This window comes from Candidatus Symbiopectobacterium sp. NZEC151 (genome assembly GCF_025962655.1).
Lineage (GTDB): Bacteria > Pseudomonadota > Gammaproteobacteria > Enterobacterales > Enterobacteriaceae > Symbiopectobacterium.
In genome coordinates this window covers 881,373-899,408 of sequence record NZ_JAGFPE010000001.1, presented here as the reverse complement: position 1 = coordinate 899,408, position 18,036 = coordinate 881,373, and the positions used below count along the sequence as shown (strand labels likewise).

At 52.4% G+C, this 18,036-nt stretch carries 19 protein-coding genes; 11 read left to right on the top strand and 8 right to left on the bottom strand.

Going from position 1 to position 18,036, the window contains the following annotated elements:
• Positions 1-54 precede the first annotated feature (54 nt).
• The 3 genes from trpB to J5067_RS04150 all read left to right on the top strand — a co-directional run bounded on the left by trpB (position 55) and on the right by J5067_RS04150 (position 3,292).
• Positions 55-1,248, top strand: a complete 1,194-nt coding sequence (gene trpB, locus J5067_RS04160) for a tryptophan synthase subunit beta (protein WP_264643722.1) — start codon at positions 55-57, stop codon at positions 1,246-1,248.
• On the top strand, positions 1,248-2,054 hold the full coding sequence (gene trpA, locus J5067_RS04155; protein WP_264650493.1) for a tryptophan synthase subunit alpha: 807 nt from the start codon (positions 1,248-1,250) through the stop codon (positions 2,052-2,054). The genes trpB and trpA overlap by 1 nt, the downstream gene beginning before the upstream one ends.
• A gap of 497 nt (positions 2,055-2,551) precedes the next feature.
• On the top strand, positions 2,552-3,292 hold the full coding sequence (locus J5067_RS04150) for an oligogalacturonate-specific porin KdgM family protein (RefSeq protein WP_264650492.1): 741 nt from the start codon (positions 2,552-2,554) through the stop codon (positions 3,290-3,292).
• Positions 3,293-3,479: 187 nt separating this feature from the next.
• Here J5067_RS04150 and ompW read toward each other — a convergent pair whose 3' ends face one another.
• A complete protein-coding gene (gene ompW / locus J5067_RS04145) occupies positions 3,480-4,112 on the bottom strand; it encodes an outer membrane protein OmpW (protein WP_264642634.1) in 633 nt (210 codons plus the stop codon).
• A 283-nt stretch (positions 4,113-4,395) separates the two neighbouring features.
• Here ompW and J5067_RS04140 point away from each other — a divergent pair, with 283 nt between their 5' ends.
• From J5067_RS04140 to yciA, 4 genes are all read left to right on the top strand, one after another.
• Positions 4,396-4,770, top strand: coding sequence for a YkgJ family cysteine cluster protein (locus J5067_RS04140; protein WP_264650491.1), 375 nt, complete (start codon positions 4,396-4,398; stop codon positions 4,768-4,770).
• Between the two features lie 124 nt (positions 4,771-4,894).
• On the top strand, positions 4,895-5,647 hold the full coding sequence (locus J5067_RS04135; RefSeq protein WP_264642632.1) for a YciC family protein: 753 nt from the start codon (positions 4,895-4,897) through the stop codon (positions 5,645-5,647).
• 182 nt (positions 5,648-5,829) lie between these two features.
• The gene (locus J5067_RS04130; protein WP_222160695.1) at positions 5,830-6,384 is read left to right on the top strand and encodes a septation protein A; all 555 of its coding nucleotides are present in this window, start codon (positions 5,830-5,832) and stop codon (positions 6,382-6,384) included.
• Positions 6,385-6,411: 27 nt separating this feature from the next.
• Positions 6,412-6,843 (top strand): acyl-CoA thioester hydrolase YciA, encoded by a 432-nt coding sequence (yciA, locus tag J5067_RS04125; protein ID WP_264642631.1) that lies wholly within the window; start codon positions 6,412-6,414, stop codon positions 6,841-6,843.
• 67 nt (positions 6,844-6,910) lie between these two features.
• On the opposite strand, the gene tonB is transcribed toward yciA, so the two are convergent.
• Positions 6,911-7,675 (bottom strand): TonB system transport protein TonB, encoded by a 765-nt coding sequence (gene tonB / locus J5067_RS04120; protein WP_264650490.1) that lies wholly within the window; start codon positions 7,673-7,675, stop codon positions 6,911-6,913.
• A gap of 138 nt (positions 7,676-7,813) precedes the next feature.
• Between tonB and J5067_RS04115 the strand changes: the two genes are divergently transcribed.
• Complete coding sequence (locus J5067_RS04115; RefSeq protein ID WP_264650489.1) at positions 7,814-8,110, top strand: YciI family protein; 297 nt, start codon at positions 7,814-7,816, stop codon at positions 8,108-8,110.
• 217 nt (positions 8,111-8,327) lie between these two features.
• Positions 8,328-9,983 carry a methyl-accepting chemotaxis protein gene (locus tag J5067_RS04110; protein ID WP_264650488.1) on the top strand — a complete coding sequence of 552 codons (1,656 nt, stop codon included), beginning with the start codon at positions 8,328-8,330 and terminating at the stop codon, positions 9,981-9,983.
• A gap of 78 nt (positions 9,984-10,061) precedes the next feature.
• Here the strand turns inward: J5067_RS04110 and J5067_RS04105 are convergent, their stop codons facing one another.
• Entirely contained in the window at positions 10,062-10,238 is a 177-nt protein-coding gene (locus tag J5067_RS04105; protein WP_196907077.1) for a YciY family protein, read from the bottom strand.
• A gap of 203 nt (positions 10,239-10,441) precedes the next feature.
• On the opposite strand from J5067_RS04105, the gene cls reads away from it, so the two are divergent.
• Together cls and J5067_RS04095 are read left to right on the top strand one after the other, a co-directional pair.
• Positions 10,442-11,902, top strand: a complete 1,461-nt coding sequence (gene cls, locus J5067_RS04100; RefSeq protein ID WP_264642627.1) for a cardiolipin synthase — start codon at positions 10,442-10,444, stop codon at positions 11,900-11,902.
• 94 nt (positions 11,903-11,996) lie between these two features.
• On the top strand, positions 11,997-12,320 hold the full coding sequence (locus tag J5067_RS04095) for an HI1450 family dsDNA-mimic protein (RefSeq protein ID WP_264642626.1): 324 nt from the start codon (positions 11,997-11,999) through the stop codon (positions 12,318-12,320).
• A gap of 44 nt (positions 12,321-12,364) precedes the next feature.
• On the opposite strand, the gene oppF is transcribed toward J5067_RS04095, so the two are convergent.
• The 5 genes from oppF to oppA all read right to left on the bottom strand — a co-directional run bounded on the left by oppF (position 12,365) and on the right by oppA (position 18,031).
• A complete protein-coding gene (gene oppF / locus J5067_RS04090; protein ID WP_264642625.1) occupies positions 12,365-13,372 on the bottom strand; it encodes a murein tripeptide/oligopeptide ABC transporter ATP binding protein OppF in 1,008 nt (335 codons plus the stop codon).
• Entirely contained in the window at positions 13,369-14,382 is a 1,014-nt protein-coding gene (oppD, locus tag J5067_RS04085) for an oligopeptide ABC transporter ATP-binding protein OppD (protein WP_264642624.1), read from the bottom strand. Before oppD ends, oppF begins: the two co-directional genes overlap by 4 nt.
• A 9-nt stretch (positions 14,383-14,391) precedes the next feature.
• Entirely contained in the window at positions 14,392-15,297 is a 906-nt protein-coding gene (gene oppC, locus J5067_RS04080) for an oligopeptide ABC transporter permease OppC (protein WP_264650487.1), read from the bottom strand.
• Positions 15,298-15,308: 11 nt separating this feature from the next.
• Positions 15,309-16,229 carry an oligopeptide ABC transporter permease OppB gene (oppB, locus tag J5067_RS04075; protein ID WP_264642622.1) on the bottom strand — a complete coding sequence of 307 codons (921 nt, stop codon included), beginning with the start codon at positions 16,227-16,229 and terminating at the stop codon, positions 15,309-15,311.
• 101 nt (positions 16,230-16,330) lie between these two features.
• Positions 16,331-18,031 carry an oligopeptide ABC transporter substrate-binding protein OppA gene (gene oppA / locus J5067_RS04070; protein WP_264650486.1) on the bottom strand — a complete coding sequence of 567 codons (1,701 nt, stop codon included), beginning with the start codon at positions 18,029-18,031 and terminating at the stop codon, positions 16,331-16,333.
• Positions 18,032-18,036 lie beyond the last annotated feature (5 nt).

The following is an 18,036-nucleotide window of genomic DNA, read 5'->3' as shown; positions in this document are numbered from 1 at the left end:
TACGGCGCGACACGCTTCAATTTTTCGATTAGCACTGACAGGAAAGACAGGAACATTATGACGTTACTTAATCCTTACTTTGGTGAATTCGGCGGGCAGTATGTGCCGCAGATACTGATCCCCGCGTTACAGCAATTGGAACAGGCCTTTGTTGACGCACAGAAAGATCCTGAATTTCAGGCCGCCTTTACCGATCTGCTGAAAAACTATGCGGGTCGTCCCACGGCGCTCACCCGCTGCCGTAATCTGACCCAGGGCACACGCGCCACGCTGTATCTCAAGCGTGAAGATCTGCTGCACGGTGGCGCACATAAAACCAACCAGGTGTTGGGCCAGGCGTTGTTAGCCCAGCGCATGGGGAAAACCGAGATCATCGCCGAAACCGGCGCAGGGCAGCACGGTGTGGCAACCGCACTGGCCTGTGCCCTGCTTGGCCTGAAATGCCGTATCTATATGGGGGCCAAAGACGTCGAGCGTCAGTCACCCAACGTGTTCCGTATGCGACTGATGGGTGCCGAAGTGATCCCGGTGCACAGCGGCTCTTCCACGCTGAAAGATGCCTGTAACGAGGCGCTGCGCGACTGGTCTGGCAGCTATGACAAGGCACACTATTTATTGGGGACCGCCGCCGGGCCGCACCCGTTCCCGACGATTGTGCGTGAATTCCAGCGCATGATTGGTGAAGAGACCAAAGCGCAGATTCTGGAGCACGAAGGGCGTTTACCTGACGCCGTTATCGCCTGCGTCGGCGGCGGCTCCAACGCCATCGGCATGTTTGCCGATTTCATCGAAGAAACCCCGGTGCGTTTGATTGGCGTTGAACCTGCGGGACTGGGTATTGAGAGCGGGCAACACGGCGCACCGCTGAAACACGGCCGCGTGGGGATCTATTTTGGCATGAAATCGCCCATGATGCAGACGTCCGACGGCCAAATCGAGGAGTCCTACTCCCTTTCTGCCGGGCTGGATTTCCCGTCAGTCGGTCCGCAGCACGCCCACCTGAACAGCATTGGGCGCGCCGACTACGTCTCTATTACCGATGATGAAGCGCTCGACGCGTTTCAGGAGCTGTCCCGCCATGAAGGCATCATTCCGGCACTGGAATCGTCTCACGCGCTGGCACATGCCTTGAAGATGATTCGTCAGGAGCCTGAAAAAGAGCAACTGCTGGTGGTTAACCTCTCTGGCCGCGGCGATAAAGACATATTTACAGTGCACGATATTTTGAAAGGTCGGGGGGAGATCTGATGGAGCGTTATCAACAACGGTTTGCACAGCTGGCTGAAAAGAAAGAAGGTGCCTTTGTTCCCTTCGTCACCTTAGGCGATCCAACCCCGGCACTCTCATTGCAGATTATTCATACCTTAATCGATGCCGGTGCCGATGCGTTAGAATTAGGCATTCCCTTTTCCGATCCGTTGGCGGACGGCCCCACGATTCAGGCCGCAACCTTGCGCGCGTTTGAAGCGGGGGTCACCCCTGGACACTGTTTTGAGATGCTGGCGGCCATCCGTCAGAAGCACCCCACCATGCCTATTGGCTTGTTGATGTACGCCAATCTGGTATTCAGCAACGGTATCGATGCTTTTTATCAGCGCTGTGCCGACGCGGGCGTTGATTCCGTGCTGATCGCCGACGTGCCGATTGAAGAATCTGCGCCCTTCCGCACTGCCGCGTTGCGACACAATGTTGCGCCGATTTTTATCTGCCCGCCTAACGCGAGTGACGCCTTGCTCAGAGAGATTGCCTCTCATGGCCGCGGCTATACTTACCTGTTGTCGCGTGCGGGCGTGACGGGCGCGGAGAAGCGCGCTGAGCTGCCGTTGCACCACCTGATAGCCACGCTGACGGAGTATCACGCTGCGCCTGCTCTGCAAGGCTTTGGTATTTCAGAACCGTCACAGGTAAAAGAGGCTATCGCTTCCGGTGCCGCTGGCGCGATTTCTGGCTCCGCCATTGTGCGAATCATTGAACAACATCACCACCAGCCCGACGTAATGCTGGCAAAACTGCATGATTTCGTCAGTCGTATGAAAGCCGCTACGCGCGTCTGATCCTGCCTTTTCTCCCCTCCCCGCCAGGTATTCCTCTGGCGGGGATAGCATTTTTCACTGCGTTATCGCGCAAATCCCACCGTTTATCAGACCTGGCACCGGACATGGCAGTGGGAAAAATATTTTTTCGCCCTGACAAGACCCTATTTATGATTATTTTACGGAGAAATTCATTGCTGGGGAAATCGATTTTTAACACAATCAAATAATCAACAATAAATATATTTCAATTTGCGTTAATTTGTAAAAAATAATTTCCAATTGAAAGATAAACTTCAAAACAGAAATATATAAAATTCAAAACGATATTTCAATTTTAAATACATAAAATTTCGCTTGATTAATTGAACGAAATCACAAAAATGAAATAGCTGAACTAATATCTGATTTTGAAGATCTTGTTCACATTACTGTAAGAAAGAATACATACAATGGACTTGCTATAAAAAAGTAGCGTCTTCTCTTTAATAATAATTCTCTTGACATGGGATGATATAATGAAAGCTAAATTACTCGCGGTGTTGGTAACCTCGTTAGTCAGCATGAGCTCCATGGCTGTGACCATTGACTACCGTCATGAAATGAAAGATACCGCTAAAGCTGACCACGCAGACCGTCTGCTGATCTCCAACCGTTTTGATAACGGTTTCGGTCTTTCTCTGGAAGGCAAATGGAAAAACGGTGAACCTAACGACAAAACTGTTGGTAACCGTATTACCCCGAACAAAGCTTATAATGAACCAGTAAGCAACGGCACCGAAGTGACTGCCAGCTATGCTTATAAGTTCGACAAAACGTTTGGTGTTGAAGCGGGCTTAAACATGGTATCGGCATCTACTACCAACAACTACCGCCCTTACATCAAAGGTACCGCTAACGTCACGGATTCCTTCTACGCTGGCCTGCGCTATCGTCCGTTCTACCAACGTTTCAGCGGCAACATCGGCCAGAACAAAATGACCGATATGACCGGTTATACTATCACCGCTACCCTCGGTTATAAACTGCCTGCCAACTTCACGGTTGAGTATGAGTTCGAATATAACAAAAACAACAAAGCCGGTTCAGACGGTTACCTGTTCGACAACGACAACTACAACATGAACCACGATGTAAAACTGTCTTACAAAGTGGATAAAAACTGGACTCCGTACGTTCAGGTCGGCAACGTTGATTACGCCAAAACCACTGACGAGCGTCAAACTCGTTACCGTGTTGGTGTGCAGTACAACTTCTAATAGCTAACCGTTTATTACGTTAGCCTTATTGGTTGGTTTTACCCTGTGTTGAAAAACGGCGGATTAATACCCGCCGTTTTTTTGTGCCAGTAGAATATATAGTTTAGTGCGTGATAGTTTATCTGGAAATAAATACGGCGCTCGAAAGCGCCGCAGGTATAATTGTTACTATCAGGTTGTATATATATTAAAAACGATAGCCAACCCCAAACATAAAGGTGAACGGATCGAGCCGAGTGCTGATCGATTGTGGGCCAGCAGGCGAATTAAAACGGACGTCGGTATCAATATCCATCCACCAAATCGAGGCATTAATCAGCCAGTTTTTATCCAGGTTATAATCCAACCCAGCCTGTGCGGCCACCCCCCACGAGTTTTTCGCACTGAGATCGCTTAAGCCCATACTCTTACCATGATCGTTGAATTTCTCATCGAAGAATAGGGTGTAGTTGATCCCCACCCCCAGATACGGACGCAGCTTATCTTTCGCATCACGAAAATAATACTGCGCCATTAAAGACGGGGGCAAATGGCTCACCTGTGCCACATTACCGACCGTTTGCAACCCAACATTGTGCGTAAACGGGGTTGCAGCCAGCAATTCAACACCGATGTTATCCGTGACCATGTAGCTGAACGTCAGCCCCAACTGCGTATCGTTATCGACCTTAAAAGAGCTGACACCCAGCACCGTGTCCCCACCCGCATTCGGGCGCACGGTAGCCGTTCCTGCACGCACAATAAAATCACCTGCCTGATGCGCCTGAGCGAAAACAGGCAGCAACGTTGCGACGAGTAGAGCCAAAGACGTTTTTTTCATTATTACCCACTCCCTTTATATGGTTTAAAGTCGAGCGCAGAATACCTCTAAGTAGGTATTCTTGTTTTAAGCCAGATCACAACTTTCACGCTAAAAAAGCGAAATCCAAAACACATCAAGATGAGCTAAATGCTTAAAAATCCTAAAATTGATTCACATCAATTTTTAGTTTAAAGCGCATTTAGTGCGCAGAGTGATACTGAGCCTTCACGGCGCTGAGGCCGTAGCGCTATAGTGAATGACTGCCCGGCCCCCTGTGATGACGTTGTGGAAGAGGTAAACCATGGATACGTCGAACCGGAAATCGAATATCGGTGATAACCTCAACAGCTGCCTGCGATGCGGTGCCTGCTGCGGTTTTTTTCGTGTCTCATTTTACTGGGCAGAGGCTGATGACGGCGGCGGACTGACGCCAGCAAACCTGACAGAACCCATTACCCCGTTTATCCGCTGTATGCAGGGCACCAACAGCACAGCGCACTGCCGCTGTGCTGCGCTTGAAGGCGAGATCGGTCAGGCTGTCAGTTGCAACATCTATGCACAGCGCCCCTCACCGTGCCGTGAGTTTTTACGGTCTGGTGAGAACGGTGAGGAAAATGACGCCTGCAATCGCGCCAGAGCCCGCTATGGCTTGCCCCCGCTTTACCCTGCCGAATAAATTTGCAGCGAATACCCTTTTCAGACGTGCAGCAAGGTGCAACCTTTTGAGGTAACAGGTTACAATGTGGATCATTGGGCGCGGAGACGCGTCGTTTTCACTGTTGAATAGCCAAGGAGCCTTCATGTCTATCACGGCCGGTACCCTCTACCGTGACACTATGAATTTTACGCGTAACCAACTTATCGGCCTGTTGTTGCTGTCATTACTCACGGCGGTCATTACTGTCATGTTAAATCAGGCATTAATACCGGCACCGGAACAGTTACAGCTATTGAGTAATGTCAGTGGCGATCTCTCCAGCACCGGCCAGTTGGGGCTGCACGATCTGATTCAACAAATGACGCCCGAGCAACAGATGGTGCTGCTTAAAGTTTCCGCAGCCAGCACCTTTGCCGCATTGGTCGGCAATGCGTTGCTGACCGGCGGTGTGTTGACGCTGGTGAGACAGGTTTCGGCCGGACAAGCCACCAGCGCGCTGCGCGCGATTGGTGCCTCCGCACCGCTGCTGCCGCGACTGTTCTTTTTGATCCTGGTGGGTACCATTTTAGTGCAACTGGGCATGCTGCTGTTGATCGTGCCGGGGGTGTTGCTGGCCATCGCAGTCAGTTTATCTCCCGTGATCGCCGCGGTTGAGAATAAAGGCGTTTTCGCCTCCATCCGCCTCAGCGCAAAGCTCGCCTATGCCAATCTGAAGCTGATTGCTCCTGCTGTGCTCTTTTGGTTGTTGGCAAAGGTTGCCCTGCTGATGCTGGTAGCGCGTCTGCCGCTGGCATCGCCTACCACCATGGCAATCCTGATGAATGGGGTGAGTAACCTGATCTCTGCGCTCTTTTTGATTTACCTTTTCCGTCTGTATATGTTGCTGCGTCAATAATGAGCGAACATGCCGTCTGCGGGCGGCATGTTTGATTAACAGAAAAGTAATGTTCTGCAAATTCTTACGATAAAACAGGATGCGAATGGCGCAATCAAGGATAATGACAACCAGCAGCAGACGATCGCCTACGGGTGAATGTGGTTAATCTTTGGCACCTCGCGTTGTAATGGGTCGATATAATGAAGCAACTTCTTGATTTTTTACCTTTAGTTATTTTTTTCGTCGTATATAAACTGCACGATATCTTTTGGGCAACTGGCGCGCTGATCGCTGCCACACTCGCTGCTTTTCTCTACAGCTGGTACAAATTTCGCAAAGTGGAAAAAACCATGCTGGTCACTGTGGTGTTGGTGGCGGTGTTCGGCGGGCTGACTATCTATTTCCATAACCCCGAATTCATCAAATGGAAAGTGACGATCATCTATGCGCTGTTCGCCGGTGCGTTACTGATTGGTCAGTGGTTTTTCAACAAGTCGCTGATTCAGAGCATGCTGGGTAAAGAGATTACGCTGCCGCAGCCGGTGTGGCGTAAACTGAATACGGCCTGGGCGCTGTTTTTCATTGCCTGTGGACTGCTCAATATCTATGTCGCATTCTGGTTATCAGAAGGGCTGTGGATGAACTTCAAAGTGTTTGGGCTGACAGGGCTCACCTTGTTGTTTACACTGGCCTGTGGCGTGTATATCTATCGCCATCTGCCGCCTGAGCAGAACAATAACGAAAGCAAACAGTAATCCTTTAACCGTTAACCTGAGACGACGATGAGCACTACTCAAACTGCACCTCACGGTGAGCTGGTTCTGCGCACGCTGGCCATGCCCGCGGATACCAATGCCAATGGCGATATCTTTGGTGGCTGGCTGATGTCGCAAATGGACATTGGCGGTGCCATCATGGCGAAAGAGATTGCCGAAGGGCGCGTTGTCACAGTACGCGTTGACGGCATGAGCTTCCTCAAGCCTGTCGCCGTCGGTGACGTGGTTTGCTGCTATGCCCGCTGTCTGCGAACCGGGCGCAGTTCGTTGGATATCAACGTTGAAGTGTGGGTGAAGAAGGTCTCCACCGCCCCCATCGGGCAACGTTACCGTGCAACCCAGGCGCTTTTCACCTACGTTGCGGTGGATGAAGCGGGCCATCCCTGCGAACTACCGGCCGGGAAAAGCCACTTTACCGCACCCGACCCGGCCCCCTAACGTCATCGGGCTTGGGCAAAAAAAGAACCGCATTTGCGGTTCTTTTTTTTGGTTTGCAGTGGCAGGTTTATTCAACCACGGCACCGCCATCAATTTTAAAGATGATGGTTACCTGCAAATCCTTGCCCGGTTTTCCCGCTTCGTAGCGCCATTTACGCATTGCCTGACGAATATCGCGTTCAAACATGTTGCGCGGCTGGGCGTTCAGCACGCGAATATTGTCTACTCGCCCTTCGCTATCCACATCAAACTGAAGCGTTGCCCGGCCTTCTACGCGCAGCGCAAAAGCGCGTGCCGGATACTGCGGTTGCGCACGGCTCAACGGCCGCGGTCCTGATGACTGCGCTGAGGCAGACGGTGCCGGGGCTTGGCGCACAGGCGCATTGTCACGGGTTTTGCTGGCATCCTCCGAGGTAAACGGCGAAGGAGGCTGTTTCTCATCTGCCTTCTCTTGCGTCTTCTTCGGTGGCTCAACCTTTTTCTTTACCGGCTCCGTTTTCGGTTTCGGCTTGGGCTTCGGTTCTGGCTTGGGCTCTGGTAACGGGATCGCGACAGGCTGCGGTAAGGGTTCCGGCTCAGGCTCCGGCTGTTTCACTGCCTCAACCTGCGGTTCTGGCTCCGGCTCGGGCTGTGCGGCCTGCGGTGCAGGGGCCGCTTCCGTCGCCGCAGGCGCAACCATCACGACGCTGATCGGCTTCGTCGCTTGCGGAAGTTCAAGTGCGTCATTAAACGATGCGTATAACAATACGGCGATTAATCCACCATGAGCGCCAACAGAAAGTAAAAAAGACCAGGATTGGCGGCGGATACCTAATAAAGTTGTTTGCGGCATAATTTTTCGTTGTCCTCTTAGCCGCCCAAGTTTAAATGCAAATAGCAATCATATTCAATAAGAACCCGATAGTTTGTTAAAAAAACCACGGGCGGAGTATGATGGTATTTTCACGCTATTCCCTTGAGGATTATCAAGATGTTGTACATCATTTTTGCTCAGGACGTTCCCAGTTCATTGTCTAATCGTCTGGCTGCACGCCCTGCCCATTTGGCACGGTTGCAAACCTTGCGCGATGAAGGTCGCTTGCTGACGGCAGGTCCGTTACCCGCCGTTGATAGTGAAACGCCCGGTGATGCAGGATTTACCGGTTCCGCGGTTATCGCCGAATTTCCCTCTCTGAGCGATGCGCAGCGCTGGGCCGATGCCGATCCCTACGTGGCCGCAGGCGTGTACCAGAGCGTAACCGTAAAACCCTATAAAAAGGTATTTTAACCCTGCAATTTCAACGGTTATTTTGTTTAAGACAGCATTTATGACGCAGCAAAAGCGCCCGGTTTGGCGCGTTTTTGCTGTATTACTGGCAGCAATTCAACGCCATAACTATTTCAGTGAATTTGAATAACATCAGCCACTGAAGGAAAAAGCTGAAATAATATAGTCATTTAACAATGTTAGGGTACTGACTCTTGTTGATTGAGAGCCAGGACTTATGCTAGCACAATTCGCGTTTCTGAAGGGAAAAGGGACATTGTTCCGCAGATTCCGACCCAGCATTTTTTTGGGGTTATTGCTGATTATCGGTTTGTTTTCACTGCTGCAACTGATGTCAATCGCGATTATTTCCAACACCATGACCCAGGTACAGCGTGATACCGCTGCCAACGATCGTTTACGTGAACAACAGGCGCTGTTGGATCAGGCGCGTATGGCGGCGATGACCGCCAGCGATAAGCTAAACCGGGCTGGCATCTACCTGATGGTTGATAAAGAAACCGGTTCCGTCGGCAGTTGGAATAGCCTGATGGAAGAGGCGCAAGTCTCACTCAAACAGGCTCAGGACTATTATCAACAGATCGAAAAACCTGACGACAATGACAGTGACAGTCAGGCGTTACTGCGTAGCTACCAACAATTGTATCAAGGGTTGGTCGAACTGGCTGACGGGATCAAACAGAGCAATCAGATCGATATCTTTTTTATGGTGCCGATTCAGGCTTACCAAAATGATTTCACGCAGAAATACGGCCACTATCTGGCGAATAATGCCTCACGCCAAAAGCAGCACGGCGAACAATTTCTGATTTCCCTCGACCGCACTCACACCATCTTCATGGTGGTTCTCGGGCTGCTGCTGGCCGTCTCGCTGTGCGTGTGGGCCACCGTAAACCGGATCATCATTCGCCCCCTCAACCGCATTATTCATCACCTTGGACGCATTGCGTCGGGAGATCTCTCCCAGCAACTTGATGAGAACAGCGGCTGCACCCGCGAAATCGCTGTGTTAAATCGCAGCATGGCACAAATGCAATCCGGGTTAACCAATCTTGTTAGCCAAGTGCGCCACGGCATTGACGGCATGACGCAGCACGTTGACCGCGTCGCGGTGGATAATCAGGCGCTGTTTTCACAGGCGCGCCTGCAAGCCAATGAGCTTAAAGCGACCACGGACAACATTCTTCAGTTGAATGCACAACTGGCGCAGCACACCCAGCATACCGAGCAGGCCAGCCAGCATGCCTTGAATACCAGCTCCATGGCGGCTCACGGTGAATTGATGATGAATGACGTGCATGCTGCGATGTCCGATATCACCGGACGCACCAAAGAGATGACGGATGCTATCGGGATGATTGAAAACGTGGCGTTTCAAACGCACATTCTTTCATTGAATGCCGCCATTGAGGCCGCGAGAGCGGGTGAACTGGGACGCGGTTTCGCGGTGGTTGCCCGTGAGGTTGGTACTCTGGCAGCGCAGAGTAGCCAGTCGGCACAGCACATTAATGTACTGATTCGCGACTCAGACAGCAGCGTCGCGACCGGTGCCAAATTGGTCAAGAAATTGAGCGACAGTCTGCAAAATATCATCAGCTCCGCGCAGGGCACCGGTGCTTTTCTTAATGAAATCGCCGACATTTCCTCGCAGCAAACCCAGCACATTCAGGCGGTAACTGACCGCATTCAAACCCTGAACGATACGGTCAAACAGAATGTCAGTCAGGTCGAAGCCAGCGCCGATACCTTCAATTCGTTACTGGACCAGACCGAGCAATTGCGCTCATCCGTCACCCTCTTCACCCTGCCCACCGCAAACGCGCTGGAAACGGGGCAACCTGCCTCATCCGCACTATTAGGAATGGCGCGCTAGCCGCGCACGGACAACGCACTAACAAACAACGGCCACAACCTGTGGCCGTTCAGACAGCTAGCATGTCCGTTTGGACCACTACCACTCGTAGGCCACCGCATACAGCAGAGCACGACGCTGATGTTTCTGTTGCAGATAACGGGCATAGTGAATATGCCGATAGGTGCGTGACTGGGCTTCCAACCAACGACCTCTGCGTCGTTGAACCTGGCGTAACATGCGCCACCGGATCACTTCATTTCTGCTGCGTCTCATGACAACACTCTTTATCGAAAACGGGAGGGGGTGCGGCGTGGTAGTATAGCGCGTTCTCAGGTCATTCCAAGCACCCTGGCCTTTTTGCTGTGTCGGTACCGGCAATTTCGCCCTATTCTATTCAGACGAAAGGAATTTCCTCTTTTGACAAACTATGCGTACACTTTATGTCAATCGTGTGCTGAAGGGATCTGTACGCTGCTATGACCACTTTTTACACGCTGTTAAGTTGGCTACTGGTTCTGGGTTACTGGCTGCTGATCGCTGGCGTCACACTTCGCGTCTTGATGAAGCGCCGTGCGGTTCCTTCTGCAATGGCCTGGTTGCTGGTCATCTATATTCTGCCGCTGGTCGGTATTATCGCCTACCTCTCGTTTGGTGAGTTGCATCTGGGTAAGCGGCGCGCCGAACGCGCCAGCCGCATGTGGCCTTCAACGGCAAAATGGCTGCGGGAACTGGCCGAGTATCGGCAGATCTTCGCCACGGAGAACAGTGAAGTGGCTCGCTCGCTGTTCCAACTGTGCGAGCGCCGTCAGGGGATTGGCGGCATCAAGGGAAACCAGTTGCAACTGTTGACCACCTTTGAAGATACCATCAAAGGCCTGGTGCGGGATATCGACCTGGCACGCAGCGACATCGAGATGGTGTTTTACATCTGGCAACCCGGCGGGTTAGTAGAACAGGTTACTGCGGCCTTGAAAAAAGCGGCGCAACGCGGCGTAACCTGTCGAATTTTGCTGGATTCTGCGGGAAGCGTCGATTTCTTCCACAGCACAGCCCCGTCACAGATGCGCGATGCCGGTATTGAGGTGGTGGAAGCCCTCAAGGTTAACCTGTTTCGTGCTTTTCTGCGTCGCATGGATTTACGCCAGCACCGCAAAGTGATCCTGATTGATAACCGGATTGCCTATACCGGCAGCATGAACATGGTCGATCCGCGCTTTTTCAAACAGGATGCGGGCGTCGGCCAGTGGGTCGATTTGATGGCGCGTATTGAAGGTCCGATCACTACCACCATGGGCATCATCTATTGCTGCGACTGGGAAATGGAAACGGGTCAACGCCTGTTGCCTCCACCGCCGGACGTCGGGCTGATGCCGTTCGAACAGGAACGCGGACATACCGTGCAAGTGATTGCATCCGGTCCGGGCTACCCCGAAGACATGATCCACCAAGCGCTGCTGACGGCCGTCTACTCCGCGCGACACCAGTTGATCATGACCACGCCCTACTTCGTACCCAGTGACGATCTGCTGCACGCCATCTGTACCGCGGCACAGCGCGGCGTCGATGTCAGCATTATCTTGCCGCACAAAAACGACTCGGTGTTAGTCGGCTGGGCCAGCCGCGCTTTTTTCAATGAGCTGTTTGCCGCAGGAGTAAAAATCTATCAGTTTCAAGATGGATTACTGCACACCAAAAGCGTGTTGGTCGATGGACAACTCAGTCTGGTAGGCACCGTTAATCTCGACATGCGCAGCCTGTGGCTTAACTTCGAAATCACGCTGGTGATCGACGATGACGGCTTTGGCAGCGATCTGGCCTGCGTGCAGGAAGACTACATCGCACGTTCACGCCTGATGGATGAAAGCAAATGGCAACAGCGTCCCTACTGGCAGCGTATTGTCGAGCGCCTGTTTTACTTTTTCAGCCCGTTTTTGTGATGCACGAGCTCCTGATAATCGCCGTGCGTTGCGCTGTCAATAGCCGAGCCGTCATGTTCTAATAGTGCCATTACTGAATCTATGGAAATGTCTTATGGACCTGAACAACCGTCTTACGGAAGATGAAACGCTTGAGCAAGCCTACGATATCTTTCTTGAACTGGCGTCAGACAACCTCGACCCGGCGGATATCATCCTGTTCAATCTTCAATTTGAAGAGCGCGGCGGTGCGGAATTATTCGATCCTGCCGAGGACTGGCAGGAACATGTCGATGTCGATTTGAATCCGGACTTTTTTGCTGAAGTGGTGATTGGTTTGGCAGCAAAAGATGGCGACCCGATCGACGACGTGTTTGCGCGTATTTTGATTTGCCGGGAAAAAGACAACAAGATGTGCCATATCTTGTGGCGTGAGTAACTCGCCGCGCTTAAGGCCTGCCTATGTGCAGGCCTTTTTTATGATCAGCCTTGTAGCGGATCGACTTTCAGACACGAGACCGCATGGGTAAAATTGCCTTCCAGCAACGGGCGCGTCTTGACACAGGTTTCGCTGGCTATCGGACAGCGAGTGCAAAATACGCAGCCGGTGGGCGGGTTAATCGGTGAAGGCAACTCCCCCTCCAACAGCTGTATCCGCTTGCTGCGCTCTTTGTCGGGATCGGGGATCGGCACTGCCGACATCAGCGCCTGGGTGTAAGGGTGCAACGGGTTGCCAAACAAGGCGTCATCGGTGGCCAACTCCACGGCGTGCCCGAGATACATCACCAGTACGCGATCGGAAATGTGTTTCACCACCGAGAGATCGTGCGCGATAAAAATCAGCGACAGTTGCATTTCCTTCTGCAATTGACGCAGCAGATTCACCACCTGCGCCTGAATCGACACATCGAGCGCCGATACCGGCTCATCACAAATAATCAACTTGGGGCGTAAAATCAACGCCCGGGCAATACCGATACGCTGGCACTGGCCTCCGGAAAACTCGTGGGGATAGCGGTTAATCTGGTTAGGCAGTAACCCCACCTTCTGCATCATATTTTTGACGCGCTCGTTGATCACTTGCCGGGACAGATCGTTACGATAAGTGCGCAGCGGCTCGGCAATGATCTCACCCACCGTCATACGCGGGTTAAGAGACGCCAGCGGGTCTTGAAAAATCATTTGAATATCGTTGCGAACGTGACGCCACCCGTCCTGATGGATGTGGCACAAATCCTGACCCAACCAGCAAATCTGTCCGCTGGTGGCTTTCACCAGCCCGATGATGGCACGCGCCAGGGTCGATTTACCGCAACCCGATTCACCGACGATACCCAGCGTTTCACCTTCATAGAGGCGAAACGTGACGCCATCGACCGCTCTGAGCGACTGTGCGGGTTGCCAGAACCATTTTTTGCGCGCATTGACAGCGAAATGTACACAGAGGTCACGTACGTCGAGGATGACGCGTTTTTCCTGTTGGGTTGTCATAGCACCTCCTCTACCGCGCGAAAACAGGCACGCATCCGACCCGCATCAAACGTGGTTAACGCGGGCACCTCCTGGCAACGCTCCATGGCATAAGGACAGCGGGGAAGGAAGGGACACCCCGGCGGTAAATGCAACAAATTGGGCGGATTACCGGGTATCGTGGCCAGCGTTTCGTCACTGACGTCCAGACGGGGCACTGCGTTCAACAATCCTACCGAATAAGGGTGCGAGGGACGATAAAATACATCGCGCGCGCTGCCATACTCCATAGTGCGACCCGCATACATCACCAACACCTTGTCACAAATGCCTGCCACCACGCCTAAATCATGGGTAATCATGATGATGGCGGTGTTGAATTCCCGTTTTAAATCCGCAAGCAACATCATCATTTGCGCCTGAACCGTCACATCCAGCGCCGTGGTCGGTTCATCGGCGATCAGCAGCTTTGGCTGACACAGCAGCGCCATGGCAATCATCACCCGTTGGCGCATGCCGCCGGAAAACTCATGGGGGTACATCTTCATCCGCTGTCGCGCCTCTGGCATGCGCACCGCATCCAGCATGTTAACCGCACCGTCGAACGCTTCGCTGCGACTGCACCCCTGATGAAACATCAGCACTTCCATCAGTTGTTCACCGACGCGCATATAAGGATTGAGCGAGGTCATCGGATCCTGAAAAATCATGGCGATCTCTTTCGCCCGCAGCTTATTGAGCGATTTTTCAGGCAGATTAAGAATCTCATGCCCGATAAAGCGGGCCGAGCCGCTGGCTTGGCCATTTGCCGCCAGCAACCCCATCAGCGCGAACGCGGTCTGTGATTTTCCCGAGCCTGATTCTCCGACAATGCCCAGCGTTTCGCCCTGATCAATGGTAAAACTCAGCGCGTTCACCGCCGTGACATCACCTTCCTCGGTGGCAAATCGCACGCTGAGATCCGTCACGCTCAGTAACGGGTGCAGCGCGCGCAGGTTATCCCCTCTCTGTTCTGCGTCTTTTGCAATCATAGCGGCTCCTTAACGATCCTTCGGGTCCAGGGCATCCCGTAAGCCATCGCCGATAAAATTAAAACAAAACAGGGTGACAACCAAAAACGCGGCCGGAAACAGCAGCAGCCAAGGCGACACTTCCATTGAGTTCGCTCCGTCATTGAGCAGCGAGCCCCAGCTGCTGAGCGGCTCTTGCACGCCCAGCCCAAGAAAACTTAAAAACGATTCGAACAGGATCATGCTGGGAACCAGCAATGACGCGTAAACCACCACGACGCCCAGCACATTTGGCACGATATGGCGTAACACAATGCCCGTGGTAGAAACGCCGCACACCACTGCCGCTTCGATAAACTCTTTACGTTTGAGGCTGAGCGTCTGCCCGCGCACAATTCTCGCCATATCGAGCCACGACACCATGCCAATCGCAATAAAGATCAACAGTAGCTGCTGCCCAAAAAAGGTCACCAGCAGAATGACGAAAAACATAAACGGGAAGGAGTTCAGGATCTCCAGCCAGCGCATCATGATGGAATCGACCTTGCCGCCCGCGTAACCCGAAATGGCCCCGTACAGCGTCCCCACCAGCACAGCAATCAGCGCGGCGGCAATGCCCACCATCAACGAAATTCTCCCGCCGATGGCAACGCGCACCAGCAGATCGCGGCCGTTAGAATCGGTACCAAAATAGTGCTTTGAGGCCAAATCCGGTCCCTGCGACATCATGGCAAAATCCGTATCGGCAAAATTGAAAGGGGACAACAGCGGAGCCAGCGTAACAAACAGCGCAATGCTCCCCAGCATCATCAGGCTCGCCACGGCGGCCCGGTGATGCATAAACCGCCGCCCGGCATCCTGCCAGAGGCTGCGTCCTTTGATGTCCAATGATTGCCCCATCTGCATTAGCGCGTGATGATTCTGCTTTCTAAACATCCTCACCTCACTCAATAACGAATTTTGGGATCGATGACGGCATACAACACATCGATGATGGCGTTAAACAGGATCGTCAAACCGCCCACCAGTATGGTCAGGCTGAGCACCAGAGAATAGTCCCGGTTTAATGCACCGTTAACAAACAGTTGCCCAATGCCCGGCAGACCAAAAATGGTCTCGATCACCATTGAACCGGTAATAATGCCGACAAACGCCGGGCCCATGTAGGAGAGCACCGGCAACAAGGCCGGCTTTAGCGCATGGCGCAGAATGATGTGGCGCATCGGCAACCCTTTGGCGCGCGCGGTGCGGATAAAATTGGCGTGCAGCACTTCGATCATCGCGCCGCGCGTGATGCGCGCGATACTGGCGATGTAGGAGAGCGACAGCGCCACCATCGGCAGTAATACATATTTTCCCGCCCCACCGTTCCATCCCCCGGCGGGCAGCCAGCGCAAGGTAATCGAGAACACCAGCACCAAGAGGGGCGCAACCACAAAACTGGGGATCACCACGCCGGTCATGGCAAATCCCATAATGGTGTAGTCCCAACGGCTATTTTGATACAGCGCCGCTACGGTACCTGCCGTCACGCCCAATAACACGGCAAACACGAAGGCGGCCGCACCCAGTTTCGCGGAAACGGGAAATGCACTCGCCACCAGATCGTTAACCGAGTAGTCCTTATATTTAAATGACGGGCCAAAATCCCCCTGTACCAATTGCAGCAGGTAATTACCATATTGCTTCAATACCGGATCGTTGAGATGGTATTTGGCCTCAATATTTGCCATCACTTCCGGGGGCAAATTGCGTTCGCCAGTAAAAGGACTTCCCGGCGCTAGCCGCATCATAAAGAACGAGATCGTAATCAATACAAACAGCGTCGGTATCGCTTCCAGACAACGACGCAGTATAAATTTCAGCATGGTTCTACCTATAAAGGCATGGCACCTGTTACTGTGCTCGCCCCCTCTTCACCGAGGATTTTTTTCGGCAAGAGAGCAGCGAAGCACATTCAGGGACGGCGTTAATGTTGCAAAATATAAAGATCTTTCACATGAATATTGTCGAGCGGATCGTTTCCGGTCAGGCCGCCGACATACGGTTTCACCAACCGGGTATTGGCGTAATAAAATATCGGTATCGTCACCGCATCGCGATCCAATTGCGTTTCGGCCTGTTGATACACGGCCGTGCGCGCTTCGTCATTGGTCACTTGCAGTGATTTCACCATAAACGCATCAAACGCCGCGCTTTTGTAATGTGAGGTATTTGAGCTGCTGTCCGATAACATGCTGTTCAAAAATGACGACGGCTCATTATAATCCGCACACCACCCGGCGCGCGCCAGATCATAATTCCCTTGATGGCGCGTGCTGAGAAACGTTTTCCATTCCTGATTTTCCAATTTCACATTCACGCCGATATTTTGCTTCCAGAGCGACGCGGCGGCAATCGCCATTTTCCTGTGCAGATCGGAAGTATTATAAAGCAGCGTCAGCGTCAACGGCTTTTCGGGCGAATACCCTGCTTCACGCAATAGTCGCTTGGCCTCGGCATTACGTTTCTCCTGCGGCCAGGTAAACCATTCAGGCACGCTGGCTTTTAAGCCATCAATATACGGTGGTACGAATCCATAAGCAGGCATATCACCTTGGTTTTTGACCTTGTTGGTCAAAATCGCCTGATCGAGCCCTAAACGCAGCGCCTGACGCACCCGCACATCAGTAAAAGGTGCACGTTGGTTATTAATTTCGTAATAATAAGAGCACAAATAAGGTGTCACCTTCACTTCATCAGGTATTTCCTGCTTCATTTTTTGAAACAGTTCAATCGGTAAATTGGTGTAGGTGATATCAATTTCACCGCTGCGATAGCGATTTACGTCCGTCACTTCTGAGGAGATGGGTAAATACGTCACCTGCTCAATGGTAGTATGGGCATTATCCCAGTAGTGAGGGTTGCGCGCTAAAACCAGGCGTTCATTGACAACCCAATTTTTCAAGGTATAGGCACCGTTCCCCACCCAATGTTCTGGCTGGGTCCATTTCTCACCGAACTTTTCAACCGCGGAACGATTAACGGGCGACATGGCAGGATAAACCGGAAGTTTATCAAAATAAGGCACCGCTTCGCTCAGCGTCACCTCCAGCGTATGGTCATCCACGGCTTTGACGCCCAACGTGTCCGGCGTTTTCTTTCCAGCTATAATGTCGTCAATGTTGACGATATGTCCGTACTGCAAGTAGCTGGCATAAGGCGAAGCGGTTGCCGGATCGGCTAATCGTTGCCAACTGTAGACAAAATCCTGCGCGGTGACGAGATCGCCGTTTGACCAACGCGCGTCTTTGCGTAAATGGAAAGTCCAAACGCGGAAATCTTTATTTTCCCAACGCTCGGCCACACCGGGCACTATTTTTCCATTCGGATCGGTAATCACCAGCCCTTCCAACAGATCGCGCGAGACGTTGGACTCTGGCACGCCTTCTATCTTATGCGGATCGAGGGAGGCCACTTCCGCACCGTTGTTGCGCACCAGCACTTGATCCTTGGCTAACAGTGCGCCGGGCGGCGGTGCCGCCTCCGCGACAAGAACAGCGCCTCCCCACGTGCCGAGCAGCAATGCCACGGTTGCGGCCAGTCGTGTCGTCCCCGTCAGCCATTGACGCCGTTTTTGCGTCGCATCTCCTTTTTGTGAAACAGCGTAACCCGATAACCCGTTGTCCATATCTC

Bases quoted from the DNA above. Each gene is read 5' to 3' on its own strand.
- trpA (WP_264650493.1), top strand. From the start codon at position 1,248: ATGGAGCGTTATCAACAACGGTTTGCACAGCTGGCTGAAAAGAAAGAA.
- J5067_RS04150 (WP_264650492.1), top strand. From the start codon at position 2,552: ATGAAAGCTAAATTACTCGCGGTGTTGGTAACCTCGTTAGTCAGCATG.
- ompW (WP_264642634.1), bottom strand. From the start codon at position 4,112: ATGAAAAAAACGTCTTTGGCTCTACTCGTCGCAACGTTGCTGCCTGTT.
- J5067_RS04140 (WP_264650491.1), top strand. From the start codon at position 4,396: ATGGATACGTCGAACCGGAAATCGAATATCGGTGATAACCTCAACAGC.
- J5067_RS04135 (WP_264642632.1), top strand. From the start codon at position 4,895: ATGTCTATCACGGCCGGTACCCTCTACCGTGACACTATGAATTTTACG.
- J5067_RS04130 (WP_222160695.1), top strand. From the start codon at position 5,830: ATGAAGCAACTTCTTGATTTTTTACCTTTAGTTATTTTTTTCGTCGTA.
- yciA (WP_264642631.1), top strand. From the start codon at position 6,412: ATGAGCACTACTCAAACTGCACCTCACGGTGAGCTGGTTCTGCGCACG.
- tonB (WP_264650490.1), bottom strand. From the start codon at position 7,675: ATGCCGCAAACAACTTTATTAGGTATCCGCCGCCAATCCTGGTCTTTT.
- J5067_RS04115 (WP_264650489.1), top strand. From the start codon at position 7,814: ATGTTGTACATCATTTTTGCTCAGGACGTTCCCAGTTCATTGTCTAAT.
- J5067_RS04110 (WP_264650488.1), top strand. From the start codon at position 8,328: ATGCTAGCACAATTCGCGTTTCTGAAGGGAAAAGGGACATTGTTCCGC.
- J5067_RS04105 (WP_196907077.1), bottom strand. From the start codon at position 10,238: ATGAGACGCAGCAGAAATGAAGTGATCCGGTGGCGCATGTTACGCCAG.
- cls (WP_264642627.1), top strand. From the start codon at position 10,442: ATGACCACTTTTTACACGCTGTTAAGTTGGCTACTGGTTCTGGGTTAC.
- J5067_RS04095 (WP_264642626.1), top strand. From the start codon at position 11,997: ATGGACCTGAACAACCGTCTTACGGAAGATGAAACGCTTGAGCAAGCC.
- oppF (WP_264642625.1), bottom strand. From the start codon at position 13,372: ATGACAACCCAACAGGAAAAACGCGTCATCCTCGACGTACGTGACCTC.
- oppD (WP_264642624.1), bottom strand. From the start codon at position 14,382: ATGATTGCAAAAGACGCAGAACAGAGAGGGGATAACCTGCGCGCGCTG.
- oppC (WP_264650487.1), bottom strand. From the start codon at position 15,297: ATGTTTAGAAAGCAGAATCATCACGCGCTAATGCAGATGGGGCAATCA.
- oppB (WP_264642622.1), bottom strand. From the start codon at position 16,229: ATGCTGAAATTTATACTGCGTCGTTGTCTGGAAGCGATACCGACGCTG.
- oppA (WP_264650486.1), bottom strand. From the start codon at position 18,031: ATGGACAACGGGTTATCGGGTTACGCTGTTTCACAAAAAGGAGATGCG.